Below are 17,437 nucleotides of genomic sequence, written 5' to 3' on the forward strand. Positions count from 1 at the left end.
CCTTACTCGGCTACCGGCGTTCGCACAAAGCCATAGCGCTTGGGTAATTCCGCTTCCGTCACCGGTTCGATGTCGATGTCGACGCCGTCGTGATGGAACACCCCCAATGTGGCGCCGCACGCTTCACCATGCCAGTCGCACGCCTCGCTGAACGCTTCGAGATCATGGTCGTGCAGCAGCGCGACTTGCACGGCATTGTCGACACCCTGCACCGTGCCGGCGAAGACCACGTTGCCTTGCTCATCCGTATAGCAGGCGGTCGGCGTGAACGGACGGTCCGACGTCGTGGTCAGCCGGCCGTTGTGCAGCCTCGCCACCCACGGCGTGTACATCAGTGATACGAACACGCGCTGCGGACCATTCTGGAAGTACCACGCGCCGCGTTCGTCGTGCGTGTAGTTGCGCTCGATGAAACCGATCAACGCCTCGTGCCGGATCGGATCGCCCGAGAGTCCATGCTGCTGCGCGAACTCGTTGCGCATCCGCCATTGTCCGCGCCGGTCCAGTGCTAGCCAGCCGTAGCAGTACGGCACATTGGGCCAGCGCGCCATGGCCTGCTTGACCACCTCATCCATGTTTGTCTCCTTCTTGTCTCTGCCAGTGTGGCGGTTCCGGCGTTGGGCCGGAGATGCGCCGCCTCAGGTGGCTGGTGTTGCTTGGGTCGCGCGCACGCTGTCGAAATAATCAAGGATGCGTGTGGGCAGCCATTCGATATGGCCCGCGAAGGGTAGCAGCGGCAACTGGCCCAGCAGACCCTCGCGTGGCGTCATGAAGCCGACGTGGCCGCCGTGCTCGGGCTGTTCCAGCAGCACGTCGGCGCTGACCTCGCGTGGGCCCGGCAGATGCCGGGCGGGCAGGAACGGATCGTTGCGGGCGTTGAGGACTAGCGTCGGGACGCGGATCTCGCCGAGGATCGGTTTGCTCGATGCGCGCGCCCAGTAATCGTCCGTGTCGCGAAAGCCGTGCAGAGGCGCGGTCACGACGTTGTCGAACGCATAGAGATCGCGGCTGCCGAGCATCGTTTCCCGATCGTACAGACCTGGAAACTGTTCCAGCTTCGCCAGCGACTTGCGCTTGAGCGTCTGCAGGAACATGCGCGTGTAGATCATGTTGAAGCCACTGGACAGCGCCGCGCCGCCGGCGGCCAGATCCAGCGGTGCCGAGACGGACGCGGCGGCGGAAAGGAAGTTCGCTCCGCTGCCTTCCTCGCCCAGATAACGCAGCAGCGCATTGCCGCCCAGCGAGATGCCCACGGCCAGCATCTGTCGTCCCGGTTGCACCGTGTGGACCTGATTCCGCACGCGTTCCAGCACCCAGCGGATCTCGGCCGAGTCGCCCGAATGGTAGAAGCGCGGCGCGATGTTCAGTTCACCCGAGCAGCCCCGGAAGTGCGGGATCACGCCTTGCCAGCCGCGCTCGCGCAGCGCGGCCATCAGCGTTTGCGCGTAGTGGCTGCGCGAATCGCCTTCGAGACCGTGGAACATCACCACCAGCGGCGCGCCCGGGGTGGTCGGGTGGGTGGTCCAGTCCAGGTCGATGAAGTCGCCGTCGGGGGTGTCCCAGCGTTCGCGCCGGAACACGATGCGCCGGTGGCGCGTGAAGCGTGCCGGCAGGATCGTCTGCGCGTGGCCACCGCGCAGCCACCATGGCGTTTGAAAGGCTTCGCCGAACAGCATGGCGTCTTGCGCGGGGATCAGTGCAGTGCCTGCCCCGGAGCCGCCGCCACGGCCGCTACCTGCACGGCATTCGCCGGGCTGCAGTGGATGTGGGCAAGGCGCCAGCCCTCGTGGTTCTGCATCAGCACGTAGGTGGTGTGCACGTAGAGGTCGGCCTCCACGCGGTCAGTGCCGAATCGCAGCGCTTCCGTCACGTCGAAGATCGACACGGCCAGCGACGCATGGCTGCTGGTCTCGATCGCATCGATCAGCACGGGCTGCTCCTCGAGCAACAGCGCGAATGCCTGGCGCAGTTGGTCGTGGCCGATCAGGCGCTGGCCGTCGGGCATCACGCACGTGACAGAGTCTTCATCCAGCCACAGCCGCAACGCGCCATCGGCGTCGCGCAACTTCATGGCTTCACGGAAGGCATCGACGATGTCTTCGGCGGAATCGAACAGGCGGGCGAAACGAGGCATGTTGGATGAGTCAGGGGCGGTGCAGGAGCTTGCGCAGCTCGACAAATACCATTTCGGGCTCGATCTCCTTCAGGCAGCGCAGGTGGCCGAGCGGGCACTCGCGCTTGAAGCAGGGACTGCACTCGAGTTGAAGCCACATGATACTCGCTGCCTGTGACAGCGGGGGCGTGTGGCGCGGATCGCTGGAGCCGAAAACGGCTACCTGCGGCCGGTTCAGGGCGGCGGTGACGTGCATCAGGCCCGAGTCGTTGCAGACCGCGGCCTCTGAGAGCGCCAGCAGGTCCACGGCATCGTCGAGCGATGTCTGACCGCACAGATTCCTGACGAACGGCGCGCCTTTGACGATCTCGTCGGCGATCTCGGCATCTTTGGCCGAGCCGAGCGCGATGATCTGCGCGTACGGGAACGAGCGACGCAGCATCTGCGCCAGCGCGGCGAAGTGCGCGGCCGGCCAGCGCTTGGCCGGGCCGAACTCCGCACCCGGGCAGAACGAGATCAGACGTGTGCCCGGCGCGATGCCGAAGCGCTCGGCCGTGGCGGCCATGCGCCTGGGATCGCTCTTGAGCTTCGGGTCGGGAATCGACTCGGGCAGGCGGGCGCCGGGCTTGAGCGCCAGACGCGCGTAGTGCTCCACCATCGGCGGCCGCTTGTCACGCGGCGGATTGGCGTGGCGCACGTTGAGCATGCCGAAGCGTGCTTCGCCACGATAGCCGATGCGCAGTGGAATGCCGGCCAGAAACGGAATCAGCGCGGATTTCAGCGAATTCGGCAGCACGTAGGCCATGTCGTAGCCTTCGTGCTTGAGCTGTTGCGCGAACAGCAGGCGCGCGCTCAATTGCAGCTTGCCGTGTGCCAGATCGGTCGGGAAGACCTTGCCGATCTCCGGCATGCGCGCCAGCACGGGCGCCACCCATTTGGGGGCGAGCGCGTCGATCACCAGTTGCGGGTGACGGGCCTTGAGCAGCGCGAACAGCGGCTGCGCCATCAGCGCGTCGCCGATCCAGTTCGGGGCAATGACGAGGGCTTTTCTCATATTGTGGGTATTGCGTGGCCCTGTGATGCGGTGCCCGGGCATGTCAACGCCCCGGGGCGCTGGGCGGCCCGGGGCGTCAGGTCGAAACGACAGGAATTGGCGAGGGCCGGGCGGGTCAGTGATGACCCTTCAGTACGGTGCCCGGCTTGAGCTTGTACACGGTGCCGCAGTACGGGCACCTGACCTCGCCAGTGTCTGCCACGTCCAGGAAGACGCGGGGATGGTAGTTCCATGCCGGGGTGTTGGCCGTGGGGCAATGCAGCGGCATGTCTTCTGCGCCGATTTCTACGACGGATGCGGTTTGAGTCATGGTGTTGCTTTTCTGTCTTGCAGGGATGTCGATTGGAAATGCAGGGTCGGCGCCGTCGATCAGACCAGCGTCAGCCACTTCTTGTACTTTTCGTCGGTGCCACCCACGGCCGCGAAGAACGCGTCCTGGATGCGCTTGGTAACGGGGCCGCGGCGGCCTTCGCCGATGACACGGTCGTCCAGCTCGCGGATCGGCGTCACTTCGGCGGCGGTGCCGGTGAAGAACGCTTCGTCAGCGCAGTACATCTCGTCACGCGTGATGCGTTTCTCGCGCACCTCGATGCCGAGGTCACGGGCGATTGTCAGCGTGGCGTCGCGCGTGATGCCGTCCAGGCACGAGGCCAGGTCCGGCGTGTAGATCACGCCGTTGCGCACGATGAACACATTCTCGCCAGAGCCTTCGCTCACGTAGCCTTCGGTATCCAGCAGCAGGGCTTCGTCGTAGCCCAGGCCGGTGGCTTCCTGGTTGGCCAGGATCGAGTTGATGTAGTAGCCCGATGCCTTGGCGCGCACCAGCGACACATTCACGTGATGGCGCGTGAACGACGAGGTCTTCACGCGGATGCCACGTTCCAGGCCTTCCTCGCCCAGATACGCGCCCCAGGGCCAGGCGGCGATCGCCACGTGAATCGTGTTGCCCTTGGCCGACACACCGAGCTTTTCGGAGCCGATCCACACCAGCGGACGGATATAGCACGACTCAAGGTTGTTGGCGCGCACAACTTCGCGCTGGGCGGCTTCGAGCGTGGCCTCGTCGAACGGCATGGCCATCTGGAAGATCTTGGCAGAGTTGAACAGGCGGCGCGTGTGCTCCTTGAGGCGGAAAATCGCGGTGCCTTCCGGCGTCTTGTAGGCGCGCACGCCTTCAAATACACCCATGCCGTAATGCAGCGTGTGCGTGAGTACGTGAATCTTTGCGTCACGCCACTCAATCAGCTTGCCATCCATCCAGATCTTGCCGTCGCGATCTGCCATCGACATGGTCGTCTCCCTCTGCAGCCCAGGTAAATGTCGCAAAGGCACCATTGTAAGCCGCGCGTCCTTGCGTGCCAACGAAGGGCGGCGGATAGAGCGTTCTACAATCGCACCTTCCGACCTTCCACCGTTCCGCAGCCGCGTGTCCCAACCCGAACTCCCCGTCGAGCGTGCCGATCATGATGCCGATTCCGTCGCGGATGGCGGCTGGCAGGCCACGCTTTGCGCACTTGAGGCATTGGCGGGGGGCGTGGATGAAGCCGCCGGCACCGGCGACGGACGCCGCCTGCTCTGGGCGCTGACCCTCGATGCAGACGGTGTGGTCGGGACGATCGAGCCGCTGGAGCAGACTCACGGGGCGCGTGGCTGGAGCAAGCCCAGGCCGGTGCCGCTGGCCCGTGTGGCCGAGGACGACACCCTGCCACAGTGGGATGTCCGCGTCGCCCGTGCCATCCGCCGGGACGCATCGCGCAACCGGCGTCACGTGCTGGACCGCGCCGCCGCCGTGGTGGCGCTGGTGGGGCATCCGGCCGTGGTGCTGTCCCATGCGCCGACGGTGCCGATGGAAGTGGTCGAGTCCGCGCCTTCGCTCGAGGCGGTGCGCGAGGGCGACCGCTACGTGCTGCGGATCGTGCCGCCACTGCGCGAGGCGCTGGCCATGGAGGACTTCCTGCCCGCCGCCGCGCGTCAGGAAGCCGAGTCGCTACGCCAGATCACCGTGCTGCAGGATGGTCCGCGCCGGCTGCGCGTGGTCCGCTTCACGCCGGCGCAGCAGGGCGCGGCCAAGCTCATCGCGGGCGGACTCTCCGTGCCGGCCGATGCCCAGGCGCGGCTCGACAGCACGTTGCGCGCGCTGGCGGGCCACTTCCAGATTCACGCCGACAGCTCGGGCGAGGCACGCGAGCGCGACCCGGAGTCGCGGCTGCGTGCCGAGGTGGCGCCGGTTGGGCGCGGCATCAGCCTGCGGCTGGTGGTGACGCCGCTTGGCGTGCTCGGGCCCAGGCTCGCGCCGGGCCACGGCCGCGCGCAACTGATGGCGACGATTGGCGGCGAGACGCACGTGACGTACCGCGATCTCGATGCCGAGCACGCGCACGTGGCCGAGGTATTCGAGGCGTTGCCGTTCCTCGTGCAGCAGGCCCCCGCAGGCGGCGAGCACACCTGGACGCTGGACGATCCCGAGGACGCGCTGACCGCCATCGAGGTGTTGCCCGGACTGGCCGGCGTGATCGATCTCGAATGGCCGCGTGGCCGTGAGTTGCGCGTCTTGCCGGCTGATATCGCGCAGCTTGCCGTCAGCGTGGAGACCGGCAGCGAATGGTTCAAGCTCGTGGGCGAACTGCGCGTGGCCGAGGGGCTGGTGATCTCGCTCGAAAAACTGGTCGCGTGGGCGCACGGCCATGCGGGCCGCTTCATGCCGATGGCGCACGGCGTCTACGTGGCGCTGACCCGCCAGTTGCGAGACCGGCTGCGCGATCTGGCCGGCGTGGGCGATGGCGTCCGGGACGGCATCCGTGTGCCGCTGGTGGCCGCGCCCTGGCTCGACGACGTGCTGGCTGGCGCCGGTATCGACCCCGACGCGCACTTCCGCACCCGCGTGAAGCAACTGCGTGCCGCGCGTGGTCACGATGCGCCGGTGCCGCCGACGCTGGTGGCGGAGTTGCGGCCGTATCAGCTCGAAGGCTTCCGCTGGATGATGTCGCTGGCAGAAGCCGGCTTTGGCGCATGCCTGGCCGATGACATGGGCCTGGGCAAGACGCTGCAGTCGCTGGCCGTGCTGCTGGCGCGGGCGGCGGGTGGCCCGGCCCTGGTTGTCGCGCCAACCTCGGTCTGCGGCAACTGGGCCACAGAGGCGCGTCGCTTCGCCCCGGCGTTGCGGGTCCACGTCTATGCCGATGGCGACCGCGAGGCGATCGTCGGGCAGGCCGCCGCGCACGATCTGGTGATCGTCTCGTACAACCTGCTGCAACAGGCCCGCAAGGCTTTCTGCGACCGTCACTGGCATACGGTCGTGGCTGACGAGGCGCAGTCGTTCAAGAATCCGTCTTCGCGCCGCGCACAGGCGATGTTCGCGCTGCCGGCCGATTGCCGCATCGCGCTTTCCGGTACACCAGTCGAAAACCGTCTTGCCGAACTCTGGGCCGTGATGCGTTTCTGCGTGCCGGGGTTGCTTGGCTCGCTGGCACGCTTCAACGAGCATTTCGCGAATCCGATCGAACGCAGCGGCGCACGCGATCCGCGTCAGCGGCTCCGGCGCATGATTGCCCCGTTCGTGTTGCGCCGGACCAAGGCGCAGGTCCTCGACGAATTGCCGCCGCGCACGGAACTGGTGATTCGCGTCACGCCCGAGCCCACGGAAGCCGCCCACTACGAGGCGCTGCGCCGGCAGGCGCTTTCCGAGGCGGAACGGGCGCTGCTGCGTCCGCGCAAGGACAAGAAGGCGCCCGCTGCCATGACCGAGCCCGAGGCGCGCATCCATGTGCTTGCCCAGTTGATGCGGATGCGCCGTGCCGCGTGCGATCCGCGACTGGTCACGCCCGATGTAGGGCAGCCCGGCGCCAAGGTGCGGGCATTCGCCGAACTGGCGGCCACGCTGGCCGCCAACGGGCATAAGACGCTGGTCTTCAGCCAGTTCGTCGATTTCCTGCAGATGCTGCGGCAGGCGCTCGTTGACGCGGGTCTGGCGTGGCAGTACCTCGACGGCGCGACACCGGCCGGCGAGCGCACGCGACGCGTGGCGGCATTTCAGGCGGGCGAGGGCGATGTGTTCCTGATCAGCCTGAAGGCAGGCGGGTTCGGCCTGAACCTGACCGCCGCCGACTACATCGTGATTGCCGATCCCTGGTGGAACCCGGCTGCCGAGGATCAGGCGATGGGCCGCGCGCACCGCATCGGCCAGCAGCGGCCGGTCACGGTCTACCGGCTGATCGCGGCCGGCACGATCGAGGAGCGCATCGTCGATCTGCACCAGGGCAAGCGGGCGCTGGCGGACGGCGTGCTCGACGCGATGGATGGCGAGGCGATCGGCCGCGATGTGCCGTTGCCCGATGTCGATGAACTGGTAGGGCTGCTGCGGCGATGAGCGATACGCCGCTCAGGCACCAAACGGTATACAAAACGGCTCCCATGCATGGTGCATCGCACCATCAATCCGCCACCTGATTTCCCCTCATTTCCCTTTTCCTGCCTTGTTGCGGTGCATCCACCCTGGCACAAATACTGCCTTGTGGTCTGTGGTGTTGTGAATATAGTATACCGATTGCTTCTCCAATCGCCCCCACAGACCGACCCACCGCCCCAAGCCTGATGGGCTCGGTCCAAGATGACAACGGAGCTACCGTGACCCTGCCAGACCTGTCTCCGGCTGACGCCGTTCAGCCCGAGGCGAGCTTTCATCCGGTTCACCAGGCGGCCGCGCAACTCGCGCGCGGCGAGACCACCGCGCAGGCGCTGGTCGATGCCTGTCACGCGGCCTGGGCCGCCCGCAATGGCGAAATCAATGCAATGGTGCTGGCGGATTTCGAGGCAGCCCGTCACGCCGCCAGGCAGAGCGATGCGCGCCGCCGGGCCGGGCAGGCGCTTGGACCGCTCGACGGCATTCCGTTCTCGATCAAGGAGTCCTTTGACGTGGCTGGCTGGCCGACTACCTGCGGCAGCCCTGCGCGGCGCGCGCATCGGGCCGGCAGCGATGCGGTGGTGGTCGAACGGCTGCGTGCCCAGGGCGCCGTGTTGCTCGGCAAGACCAATGTGCCGCTCGGGCTGCGCGACTGGCAGAGCTACAACGCGATCTATGGCACCACGCGCAATCCGCACGACCTGTCGCGCACGCCGGGCGGGTCTTCCGGCGGCAGCGCGGCGGCGGTCTGCGCCGGCATGAGCTACTTCGACATTGGCTCGGATATCGGTTCGTCGCTGCGCAACCCGGCGCACTACTGCGGGGTGTTCTCGCACAAGAGCAGCCACGGCATCGTGCCACTGCGCGGCCACGGCAACGCAGCGGCAGGGTTTGCCGGGCAGGACATCAACGTGGCCGGCCCCGTGGCCCGGAGCGCGTATGACCTCGAACTGATCCTGCGAGCCATCTCCGGCCCCGACGCGGCCGAACTTCCCGCCTGGAAACTCGATCTGCCGGCGTGCGATCACGCCCGGCTGGCCGATTTTCGCGTGGCCGTGCTGCCCACGCATCCGTTGGCGGAGGTCGATGCCACGGTGAGCGGCGCGATCGAGGGCCTTGGTCACTGGCTGACCGGGCAGGGCGCGCGCGTGGACTGGAACGTGCGTCCGGACTTCGATGCGGCGGCGCTTTGGCGCACCTATGTGCTGCTACTGCGTGCCACCACTTCGCTCTACATGGACGATGCGGCATTCGCCGACGCGCTCGCCAAGGCAGGCGATGCCGGCAACGACGAAGACTACGCCACGCTGCAGTTCTCTGGCGCCACGCTGAGTCATCGCGACTGGCTATTGCTGCAACACGCTCGCGCCCGGTTCGCGGACGCGTGGGAGCGATTCTTCGCCGACTACGACGTGCTGCTGTGCCCGGCGGCCTCGACCACGGCGTTCCCGCTCGACGAGGCCGGCGAACCGTGGCAGCGGACGATCGATGTGAACGGCACGGCATGGCCGCTGACGTCGCAGTTGTTCTGGGCCGGCCATTCGGGGCTGTGTGGATTGCCGTCCACGGTGGCGCCGATCGGTCCGGCCAGCGATGGGTTACCGGTTGGCGTGCAGATCGTGGCGCGCCGGTTTGGCGACCTGACATCGCTGCGGTTCGCGCAGCAGCTTGAGGCAGCCGGCCACGTGTTCCGCCAGCCGCGCGCCTGACACGCAAGTTCACAACGGTAAAAGGGGAGAAAGACCATGCTGGACTGGTTCAGAGAGTTGTCGCGCGCCGAGCGCAAGGGGTTCTACGGCGCCTTCCTGGGTCATGCGGTCGACGTGTTCGACTTCATGATCTATTCGTTCCTGATTTCCACGTTGCTGGCCCAGTGGGGCATGAGCAAGTCGATGGCGGGCGCCATCGTCACGTGGACGCTGGTGTCATCACTGGTCGGCGCGATCGGCGCGGGACTGCTGGCGGACCGCTTTGGCCGCGTGCGCGTGCTTCGCTGGACGATTCTGGTGTTCGCGGTGTCGTGCTTCCTGTGTGGTATCTCCACCTCGCCCGAACAGCTCATGATGTTCCGCATGCTGCAGGGGCTGGGTTTCGGCGGCGAGTCGTCGCTATGCATGGTGCTGGTGACCGAGCTGATCCGGAATCCCGCGCACCGCGGCAAGTACTCGGGCTTCACAGCCAGCAGCTATTCGTTCGGCTGGGGTGGCGCGGCCATTGCCTACGCGATCACGTTCAACCTGTTCGAGCCGGAAGTGGCGTGGCGCGTCTGTTTCTTCCTGGGCATCCTGCCGGCGCTGGTGGTGGTCTATCTGCGCCGTAACCTGCAGGAACCCGAGGTCTTTCTCAAGAGCCGCGCGGAACGCGGCAACGTATCTGCGGCGGCCGATCTCGCGCGCGTGTTCCGGGGCCCGCTGCTGCGCAAGACGGTGCTGTGCAGCCTGCTTTCGGGCGGGATGCTGGGCGCGTACTACGCCATCGCCACATGGCTGCCGACGTTCCTGAAGACCGAGCGCGGCCTGTCGGTGTTCGGCACGAGTTCCTATCTGGCGGTGACGATCCTTGGCTCGCTGGTGGGCTACGTGGCCGGCGCGTACGCAACGGACCGCTGGGGCCGACGCCTGACCTACATGGCATTCGCGGCGGGCGCGTTCGTGATGGCGATGATCTACATGGTCATCCCGGTATCGAACACGTCGATGCTGTTCCTCGGCTTCCCGCTCGGCGTGCTGATGCAGGGCGTGTTCTCGGGCATCGGCGCGACGATCTCCGAGTCGTATCCGAGCAGCATCCGCGCCACGGGCTATGGTGTGTCGTACAACCTCGGCCGCGTGATCGGCTCGTTCTTCCCGCTGGCTGTAGGCTGGCTCAACAGTGGCCGCACGACGCTGGCGCTGGCGATCGCGATGGTGGCGGGCGTTGGCTATGCGCTGGTGATGGTGTCCGCCGCGATGTTGCCGGAAACGTCCGGTATCGATCTGGGCCAGGCTGGTGGCGGCGATGACGGCGAGGCGAAACAGCAGGCTGCGGCCGAGCCCGTGACGGTGGCGCCGACCGCCGGACGCCCCGCCTGAAACCGGGATGCCGACGCCCGCGGATTGACCCCGAAACAACACTTTTAAGCCGCCACTTACCAGCGGCTGTCACACGCCTATAATGGCTCTTTCGCTGTCGGCCACGCACTGCGTGGCCGATGGTCCTTCAAGACGGCCAAGCCACGACAGACGGGCTGCCGTTGCGTCTCCTCTTCACATCCAAGTCATGACACCCCGACCATTGTCCCCGGTGTGGCAGCGCCTTTGGCACCGCTTCGCCGAGGTGGAGCGCGATGCCTTTCTCGAAGGCGCGCGTTTCTTCGCCCGTTTCCAGCCCGCGATTTTTTCCTGGGGGCTGGTCACAGGGGTGGCGATGAGCAAGTCGGCGCTGACCGTGCCGGAGGCGATCGGCATGTCGCTGCTGGTCTATGCGGGGTCCGCGCAACTGGCCGTACTGCCGCTGTTCGCCGCCGGCATGCCGATCTGGACCGTGCTGCTGACCAGCGCCGTGGTCAACCTGCGTTTCGTGATCTTCAGCGCGGCGCTACAGCCGCATTTCAGCTACCTGCCGCTATGGCGCCGGACCGTGCTCGGCTTCTTCAATGGCGATCTGCATTTCGTCTACTTCATGCAGCGCTACACCGAGCCGGGCTACGCGCCGGGCAAGGAAGGGTATTTCTGGGGCATGGCGCTCTTCAACTGCGTCACGTGGCAGGTATCGTCGATCATCGGCATCCTGCTGGCGAGCCTGTTCCCCGATAGCTGGGGGCTGGCGCTGGCCGGCATGATGGCGTTGATCCCGGTGATGGTTTCCACGATCAATTCGCGCTCGACGTTGCTGGCCGTGGCGGTGTCCTCGGTCCTGGCGCTGCTGTGTTTCGACCTGCCGTACCGGCTGGGGCTGGTGGTGGCGGTCATCGGGGCAATCGCGGCGGGCATGGCCAGCGATGAGATGGCCGCGCGCGCCACGCTGCGCGGCATTCGCGCGCGCAAGTCCGCGCAACCCCAGGCCGGAGACCAGACATGAGCCACCTCGAAATCTGGATCTCGATCATCGGCATGACGCTGGTCACGGTAGTGACGCGCGCGCTGTTCCTGATGGCGGGCGAGCACGTGACCGTTCCCGATCGTATCCAGCGCGCGCTGCGCTACGCGCCAGCCGCCGCGCTGGCAGCGATCATCCTGCCCGAGTTCCTGAGCTTCGAAGGGCATTTCTCGTTCTCGCCGACCAACGACAAGCTGATGGCCGGCATTGCGGCCACCGCCTGCTATCTGCTCACGAAGCGCATGGTCGGCATGATCGTCGTCGGCATGGGGGTCTACACGGCGCTGCGCCTGCTCGGCTGACCAGGCCGGCAGCGCCGGCCCCGAACCGGCTATTGGGCTGCTATCGGGCTGCTACCGCGCGGGTTCGGCCAGCACGCTGCCCAGTCGCGTGAGCAGGTGAGCAAGCTGCGCCTGCGTGCTCGTGTTGGTCTTGGTGAAGATCGACTTGAGCTGGGACCGGCCCGTCTCGCGCTTGATGCCGAGCTGGATGCTCGCCTCCGGCAGGCCGATGCCTGTGGTCAGCAGCGCGGCGAGCCGCGTTTCCGCTGGCGTCAGGCCGTAGAGGTCGCGCAGCACGGTGGGGACCGTCCGCGGCGTGCCGTGGCTTTCGTGAATCGCCACCAGCAGGGGCTGCCCGAGACATGCCGAGGACAGCGGCGTGCCCGGCGTCAGTCGCATCGCAACGATCTGGGCCTCGTGGCCGTCCGTGCTCACGGCGTGAATGGCGCCAGCCTCCAGCGGCGCGCCCGCATCGGTGAGCCCGCGCATGACTTCGTGGAACGGCTTCGAGAGCCGCCAGCCTTGTCCAGCCGGTACCAGCGTGCCGTCGGCGGCGCCGTCCGCGCGTATCGGCATCAGTCGGCCGATCCACGGCTCGCCTGCCGCATTCGCCAGCAGTGGCTCGCCGGCAGCCGTGAAGACGATCACGCCGAATGGCAACTGGTTCAGCAGATTGGCTGACACGCGGCCATGCGTGCTGGCGGCCTGCGCGCGGTCGCGCATGGCCACTGCTTCGCGCAGGTGCGGAATGATCCAGTCCAGGGCGCGGGCATCGGCTTCCAGGAAACCATCGGCGCCGGCCGGACGCTGCAGCGACAGGTAGATCTCGTGGCCGGGCTGCCTGTCGATCAGGCAGGTCATCATCGAAGCGGGTGCAACGCCGGCGATGTCCTCCTGCGGAAAGGCGCCGAGGGTTGCAGCGAATCCCGTGTCGCGTCGATGAATGAACCAACCGCCCACGTTCAGCCGTTCGTTGAAGGAAAGCGTTTGCGGCGAATCGTGGGGCGTTGCCTGCGAGGCAAGGGCAGCAAGCGCGGCCGTCTGCCGCACGCTCACACTGCCGCTCGCGGGGTCGAAAACCAGGAGCGAGGCGCGCTCGCTCTGGCTGAGGTCGCATAGCGCGGACAGGCTGCGCTGCCAGGCCTGCGGTTCCAGAACGCCTTGATAGAGACCACGAATGGTCTCGTGCATGTCCTCTGTCACCATCACTCGATCAACCTCCGTCGAGCGTGGTGGCGAGTCGCGTCAGCAAGTGCGTCAGCTGTGCCTAGCTGGTGCAGCCGGTCTTGAGGAAGATCGCCTTGAGCTGGGTGCGCGCGGTCTCGTGCCGGATGCGCATCTGCCGGCTGGCTTCGGGCAACCCTTCGCCCGTGGCCAGCCGCGCGACCAACCGGGTCTCGGCGGGTGTCAGGCCGTACAGGTTGCGCATGACCGAGTCGAGCAGCACCGACGGGGCGCCCGCCTCATGCACGACAACCAGCGCCGCGGGCGTCTGCCATGTCGAGGCAAAGGCGTGGCTGGCCGGCAGGGGCAGCACCAGCACTTCGGCCTGGCTGCCATTCGGGCCGGTGGCGCGGGCCGCCATGGCGGCCTGCGGTTTTGCGGGATCGCAGGCGCCGTGCAGCATCTCCATGAAGCTGCGCGAAAGCTGCCACTCGGTGGTCTTGCCCAACGGGTCGAGCCGGCGTGCCCAGCGTTCACCAGCCGTATTGGCCAGCAGCAGCCGCCGGTCGGGCGAATAGACGGCCACGGCGAATGCCAGTCGTTCGATCAGCCGCGTCGCCAGCGTGGTCATCGTCGACAGCGCCAGCGTGCGGTCGCGGATCGCGATCGCGCTGCGCATGTGCGGTACCACCCAATCGAGCCGCTGCGCGTCATCGCCGCTGAAGTTGCCCTGCGCCAGCGAGCGCTGCATCGAGAAGTAAACCTCGTAGTGCGGCTGGCGCTCTACCAGGCAGGCCATGTATGAACCCAATTCGAACTTGTGGAAGAACTCGCCATAGAACGGATGACGCGCCATGGCCTGATGGCCCAGGTCGCGCGCATCGACATACCAGGCGCCGGGCACCAGCCTGGGTGCGAACGCCTTGGCCGGGTCCATGGCCTGGAAATCGTTTTCATAGGCGAGAAACAATTCCTCGACCGGGTTGACCACCTCGTTGACGGTCACCTGGTCGCGGACCGTGTCCCATACCATCATGGAGGCGTGCGTCGTGCCGGCTATTGCCGTTAACGCACGCAGACTTTGCTGCCAGGCTGCCGGGTCCAGGATGCCCTCGTAAAGCCCCCGGATCGCGCCATGCATGGTCGCTTGATCCATTTCAGACTACCCCCTTGCATTCGCCGCGCTTATTCTTGGCCTCTTGGTAGCCGGGGTGTCCCGGGTCCGCGGGTCATATTTCTTATGGCCCGGTTGCGCCGGACCTGCAGTGATGTACTAAAACCACCAGAATTGACGTGAGTGTCTGGCCATGCATACGTTTAGTACATTAATGCGTACATTACTCCAACCCGGTTGTTGAGCGTGCAATCGGGTGCCCCCCCTTCGGTAGGGGATGTTCCGGGCTGGGCATGGCATGTGACGGATATGCCGCGAAACGGGCAGATCGCGTCGTACGGTAGTAACGATCAGGTAAAATGCCGGTTTTCCCGATTTCCACGGGCGGCGCATGTCGCCCACGTCCCGCTCTTATCGCCATGACCTCTGTCCTGCGTCTTACCGATCTCATTTCCCAAGGCAAAATCTCCGGCAAACGTGTGTTCATCCGTGCCGACCTGAACGTGCCGCAAGACGACGCAGGCAATATCACCGAAGACACCCGCATCCGCGCGTCGGTGCCGGCCATTCAGGCCTGCCTGGAAGCCGGCGCGACCGTCATGGTGACGTCGCACCTGGGCCGTCCGACCGAGGGCGAGTTCAAGCCGGAGGATTCGCTGGCACCGATTGCCACGCGCCTGTCCGAACTGCTCGGCAAGCCGGTGAAACTGGTCCAGAACTGGGTCGACGGTGTCGAGGTGGCGCCTGGCCAGATCGTGCTCCTGGAAAACTGCCGCGTGAACAAGGGCGAGAAGAAGAACAGCGACGAGCTGGCCCAGAAGATGGCCAAGCTCTGTGACGTCTACGTGAACGACGCGTTCGGCACCGCCCACCGCGCCGAGGCCACCACTCACGGTATCGCCAAGTTTGCCCCGATCGCCTGCGCCGGCCCGCTGCTGGCCGCCGAGATCGACGCGCTGGGCCGCGCGCTGGGCCAGCCGGCGCGTCCGCTGGTGGCCATCGTGGCCGGCTCGAAGGTTTCGACCAAGCTCACCATCCTGAAGGCACTGGCCGACAAGGTGGACAACCTGATCGTCGGCGGCGGCATCGCCAACACGTTCATGCTGGCCGCTGGCCTGAAGATCGGCAAGTCGCTCGCCGAGGCCGACCTCGTGGGTGACGCCAAGACGATCATCGACATCATGGCCGCGCGCGGCGCATCGGTGCCGATTCCCGTCGACGTGGTCTGCGCCAAGGAGTTCAGCGCCACGGCTGCGGCGACGGTCAAGGACGTCAAGGACGTTACCGACGACGACATGATCCTCGACATCGGCCCGAAGACCGCCGCGATGCTGGCCGACCAGCTCAAGGCTGCCGGCACGATCGTCTGGAACGGTCCGGTCGGCGTGTTCGAATTCGATCAGTTCGGCAACGGTACCAAGGTGCTGGCCGAAGCCATCGCCACGTCGAAGGCATTCTCGATTGCAGGTGGCGGCGACACGCTGGCCGCCATCGCCAAGTACGGCATCGCCGATCGCGTCGGGTATATCTCGACCGGTGGCGGCGCCTTCCTGGAATTCCTGGAAGGCAAGAAGCTGCCCGCATTCGAAGTGCTGGAACAGCGCGCCGCAGGCTGATGACCCGACAGGCCGGCGCGGGACACCCCCGTCCGGCCAGTTTCCAGAAAAACCAAGCGCCCCCCACCAAGGAAGCTGCCCGCATGACACGTTCCACCAAGATCGTCGCCACGATTGGCCCCGCATCCAGCACGCTGGAAGTGTTGACCCGCATGATCGGAGCAGGGGTTGACGTGGTGCGCCTGAACTTCTCGCATGGCACCGCGCAGGACCATATCGATCGCGCCGCCCTGGTGCGTGAGGCGGCGGCGGCCTGCGGGCGCGAGGTGGCCATCATGGCCGACCTGCAGGGCCCCAAGATCCGCGTGGGCAAGTTCGAGAACGGCAAGATCACGCTCAAGCCGGGCGACGCGTTCATCCTCGATTCGGCCTGCCAGATGGGCAATCAGGAGCGCGTGGGCCTGGATTACAAGGATCTGCCGCGCGATGTGGGCCCGGGCGACCTGCTCCTGCTCAACGACGGCCTGATCGTGCTGGTGGTGGACCGCGTGCTCGGCAACGAGATCTTCACCACGGTGCGTATCGGTGGCGAGCTGTCCAACAACAAGGGCATCAATCGTCAGGGTGGCGGCCTGTCGGCGCCGGCGCTGACCGCCAAGGACATGGAGGACATCAAGACCGCCATGGCGCTGGGCGCGGACTACGTGGCCGTGAGCTTCCCGAAGAACGCCACTGACATGGAAATGGCCCGCCAGCTCACCAACGTGGCAGGCCAGCCGCACAACCACAAGGCGCGCATGATCGCGAAGATCGAGCGGGCCGAGGCGATTCGTCCGGGCGTGCTCGAGGAAATCCTGCTGGCGTCGGACGGCATCATGGTGGCGCGCGGCGATCTGGCCGTCGAAGTTGGCAACGCCGCCGTGCCCGCGCTGCAGAAGCGCATGATCAAGCTGGCCCGCGAGGCCAACAAGCTGACGATCACCGCCACCCAGATGATGGAGAGCATGATCGTCAACCCGGTGCCGACGCGGGCCGAAGTGTCCGACGTGGCCAACGCCGTGCTCGATGGCACCGACGCCGTGATGACGTCGGCCGAGACCGCTGCCGGCCGCTATCCGGTGGAAACGGTCGAAGCCATGGCCGCGATCTGTCTGGAAGCCGAGAAGTCGGAGGTGGTGCAGCTCGACACCGACTTCCTGAACCAGACCTTCGCGCGGATCGACCAGTCGATCGCGATGGGTGCGCTGTTCACCGCCTATCATCTAGGTGTCAAGGCGATCGCGGCGCTGACCGATTCCGGCGCCACGGCGCTGTGGATGAGCCGTCACCGCATTCATGTGCCGATCTACGCGATGACGCCGAACCTGGCGTCGCAACGCAAGATGCAGCTCTATCGCAATGTGGTGCCGCTGCCGCTGCAGTCGAGCGCGGACCGCGACGTGGCGCTTGAGCAGGCCGAGGAACTGCTGCTGTCCCAGGGCGTGGTGCAGCGCGGCGATTTCATCGTGCTGACGATCGGCGAGCCGATGGGCCAGCCCGGCGGCACGAATACGCTCAAGATCGTGAGGGTGGGCACCCGGTAGGACGCGCGCCCCATGTGGCGCGCCAGACAGACATGACCGCGCCCGATGCGCGAGCCTGTTTGGCGCAGCAACGATAAGAATTCAGAAATACCCCAA

General features: G+C 66.4%; 15 protein-coding genes. 7 read left to right on the top strand and 8 right to left on the bottom strand.

What is annotated here, in order from left to right; translation table 11 throughout:
• Positions 1–2: 2 nt before the first annotated feature.
• The 6 genes from RMET_RS02470 to RMET_RS02495 form a co-directional block, all read right to left on the bottom strand.
• Positions 3–575 (bottom strand): DUF2946 family protein, encoded by a 573-nt coding sequence (locus RMET_RS02470; RefSeq protein WP_011515359.1) that lies wholly within the window; start codon positions 573–575, stop codon positions 3–5.
• A 63-nt stretch (positions 576–638) separates the two neighbouring features.
• Positions 639–1,676, bottom strand: coding sequence for a YheT family hydrolase (locus RMET_RS02475; protein ID WP_011515360.1), 1,038 nt, complete (start codon positions 1,674–1,676; stop codon positions 639–641).
• A gap of 17 nt (positions 1,677–1,693) precedes the next feature.
• A complete protein-coding gene (locus RMET_RS02480; protein ID WP_011515361.1) occupies positions 1,694–2,134 on the bottom strand; it encodes a YybH family protein in 441 nt (146 codons plus the stop codon).
• Between the two features lie 10 nt (positions 2,135–2,144).
• A complete protein-coding gene (gene waaF, locus RMET_RS02485; RefSeq protein ID WP_008652635.1) occupies positions 2,145–3,167 on the bottom strand; it encodes a lipopolysaccharide heptosyltransferase II in 1,023 nt (340 codons plus the stop codon).
• A gap of 115 nt (positions 3,168–3,282) precedes the next feature.
• Entirely contained in the window at positions 3,283–3,477 is a 195-nt protein-coding gene (locus tag RMET_RS02490) for a zinc-finger domain-containing protein (RefSeq protein WP_008652632.1), read from the bottom strand.
• Positions 3,478–3,536: 59 nt separating this feature from the next.
• The gene (locus RMET_RS02495) at positions 3,537–4,457 is read right to left on the bottom strand and encodes a branched-chain amino acid transaminase (RefSeq protein WP_011515363.1); all 921 of its coding nucleotides are present in this window, start codon (positions 4,455–4,457) and stop codon (positions 3,537–3,539) included.
• Between the two features lie 136 nt (positions 4,458–4,593).
• Between RMET_RS02495 and RMET_RS02500 the strand changes: the two genes are divergently transcribed.
• The 5 genes from RMET_RS02500 (at position 4,594) to RMET_RS02520 (ending at position 11,945) form a co-directional block, all read left to right on the top strand.
• The gene (locus RMET_RS02500) at positions 4,594–7,533 is read left to right on the top strand and encodes a DEAD/DEAH box helicase (protein WP_035822026.1); all 2,940 of its coding nucleotides are present in this window, start codon (positions 4,594–4,596) and stop codon (positions 7,531–7,533) included.
• A gap of 224 nt (positions 7,534–7,757) precedes the next feature.
• The gene (locus RMET_RS02505; protein ID WP_011515365.1) at positions 7,758–9,275 is read left to right on the top strand and encodes an amidase; all 1,518 of its coding nucleotides are present in this window, start codon (positions 7,758–7,760) and stop codon (positions 9,273–9,275) included.
• A gap of 36 nt (positions 9,276–9,311) precedes the next feature.
• On the top strand, positions 9,312–10,637 hold the full coding sequence (locus RMET_RS02510; protein WP_008652156.1) for an MFS transporter: 1,326 nt from the start codon (positions 9,312–9,314) through the stop codon (positions 10,635–10,637).
• 187 nt (positions 10,638–10,824) lie between these two features.
• On the top strand, positions 10,825–11,625 hold the full coding sequence (locus RMET_RS02515; RefSeq protein ID WP_011515366.1) for an AzlC family ABC transporter permease: 801 nt from the start codon (positions 10,825–10,827) through the stop codon (positions 11,623–11,625).
• A complete protein-coding gene (locus RMET_RS02520) occupies positions 11,622–11,945 on the top strand; it encodes an AzlD domain-containing protein (RefSeq protein ID WP_011515367.1) in 324 nt (107 codons plus the stop codon). The genes RMET_RS02515 and RMET_RS02520 overlap by 4 nt, the downstream gene beginning before the upstream one ends.
• 51 nt (positions 11,946–11,996) lie before the next feature.
• Here RMET_RS02520 and RMET_RS02525 read toward each other — a convergent pair whose 3' ends face one another.
• Together RMET_RS02525 and RMET_RS02530 are read right to left on the bottom strand one after the other, a co-directional pair.
• A complete protein-coding gene (locus RMET_RS02525; RefSeq protein ID WP_375198920.1) occupies positions 11,997–13,115 on the bottom strand; it encodes a helix-turn-helix transcriptional regulator in 1,119 nt (372 codons plus the stop codon).
• 76 nt (positions 13,116–13,191) lie between these two features.
• Positions 13,192–14,244 carry a helix-turn-helix transcriptional regulator gene (locus RMET_RS02530; protein ID WP_011515369.1) on the bottom strand — a complete coding sequence of 351 codons (1,053 nt, stop codon included), beginning with the start codon at positions 14,242–14,244 and terminating at the stop codon, positions 13,192–13,194.
• 377 nt (positions 14,245–14,621) lie between these two features.
• Here RMET_RS02530 and RMET_RS02535 point away from each other — a divergent pair, with 377 nt between their 5' ends.
• Together RMET_RS02535 and pyk are read left to right on the top strand one after the other, a co-directional pair.
• Positions 14,622–15,818, top strand: a complete 1,197-nt coding sequence (locus RMET_RS02535) for a phosphoglycerate kinase (RefSeq protein ID WP_029308405.1) — start codon at positions 14,622–14,624, stop codon at positions 15,816–15,818.
• Positions 15,819–15,901: 83 nt separating this feature from the next.
• Positions 15,902–17,341 carry a pyruvate kinase gene (gene pyk, locus RMET_RS02540; protein WP_008652150.1) on the top strand — a complete coding sequence of 480 codons (1,440 nt, stop codon included), beginning with the start codon at positions 15,902–15,904 and terminating at the stop codon, positions 17,339–17,341.
• The last annotated feature ends 96 nt before the right edge of the window (positions 17,342–17,437 follow it).

This window comes from Cupriavidus metallidurans CH34 (assembly GCF_000196015.1).
In the GTDB taxonomy this organism is placed as follows: domain Bacteria; phylum Pseudomonadota; class Gammaproteobacteria; order Burkholderiales; family Burkholderiaceae; genus Cupriavidus; species Cupriavidus metallidurans.